This window comes from Pseudomonas lactis, assembly GCF_001439845.1.
Taxonomy (GTDB): domain Bacteria; phylum Pseudomonadota; class Gammaproteobacteria; order Pseudomonadales; family Pseudomonadaceae; genus Aquipseudomonas; species Aquipseudomonas lactis.
This window is the reverse complement of record NZ_JYLO01000040.1, coordinates 1-1,288: the sequence shown is the minus strand read 5'-3', so window position 1 is coordinate 1,288 and position 1,288 is coordinate 1. Positions and strand designations below refer to the sequence as shown.

Genomic DNA, 1,288 nt, shown 5'->3' with positions numbered 1-1,288 from the left:
GGGTGTGCGCCCAGTCAGAAACTGCGAGCCCGCTGGGCCAGTGACACTGAACCCTGAGAAAGAAACGACTATGAAACAAGCAGCTTAAAACGAAGAACAGTGACAACTACCTTGAAAAACACCGAAAGGGGGAAACCTCGACTTTACTGAAAATCGCTCTGTCTATTCTTGGGTGGATTATTTCTTGCGTGACCACATACACATTGTGGGGTTGGGCTTGGATTTTACGGAGATCGATCTCTGGTGGCTCTTGTTGCACAAGCGGCGACGTCGGCACCAAACGGGGCAGGTTTTTTACTACCACGTGTCACTGGATACGGAAGCAAATGAAACGCCTGTCACGTCGTTACTGCGGTCACTTAATGTCAACGTGGTTCCAGTCGTCGCGGGGAGCTATCACGACGGTTACCTAAAAGTGGCTGACCTTATAGAACGGCAAATCGCATTTTTTCCTGGTCTTCACCCCATTCCACCACGTTATGAAGAAAGCCAATCGTGCGCGCCATTGGTGGCCCGCACCCGCTCTGCGCAGGGCATGCTTAAGTTTCCAAGGCGGAAAAAGCTAGGGTGAAGAGGTCCTAGAGTTGGTGGGTTAAGGGGCCGGATAGTGGGATCTGGTCTATAAATAAAATGGATAAAAACTTCAAGGAGACCCGCCAATGAGTAAGCCCCAAGATAGAACGATTTCCCAGCGGCCGGATGGGACGTGGGAAAATAAGCGCAATGATGCTGACAGAGCATCCAGTGTCCATAAAACTCAGGCCGAAGCACAGGAAGCTGCTCGCGAAATGCTTCGAAATCAGGGCGGCGGTGAAATGACCACAAAAGGAAGGGATGGGCAATTTAGAGCGAAGGACACGATCGCCCCAGGAAACGACCCACGCGATACGAAAGGATAATTTTACTGCCTCAAACCCTTACAGGGTTTTCGTAGATATCTAGTCGGCTTGCGGATAGTTATCTGTCATAAGCGGCTTAAGCGTTCCAAACAGAGCAGTTTGAGCGGCATCGGCCAGCGGGTTTCCTCGCCGGCCGACCCTGGATCGCGTCACACAGGTACGATGTTGAGCGACTGCTGCTCCCTCCGTAGTGCGCGCATAGTGCGTTGGCTGATCAGCATCCGCTTAGAGGCGTAATCCTGAATTTTTAGATAGCTGCGAATCGGTGTTTTTCAAGGTAGTTGTCACTGTTCTTCGTTTTAAGCTGCTTGTTTCATAGTCGTTTCTTTCTCAGGGTTCAGTGTCACTGGCCCAGCGGGCTCGCAGTTTCTGACTGGGCGCACACCCCA

General features: G+C 51.5%; 1 protein-coding gene. It reads left to right on the top strand.

Going from position 1 to position 1,288, the window contains the following annotated elements; genetic code table 11:
- Positions 1-659 precede the first annotated feature (659 nt).
- Positions 660-899 carry a DUF2188 domain-containing protein gene (locus TX24_RS30115; protein WP_057712118.1) on the top strand — a complete coding sequence of 80 codons (240 nt, stop codon included), beginning with the start codon at positions 660-662 and terminating at the stop codon, positions 897-899.
- Positions 900-1,288: the final 389 nt, after the last annotated feature.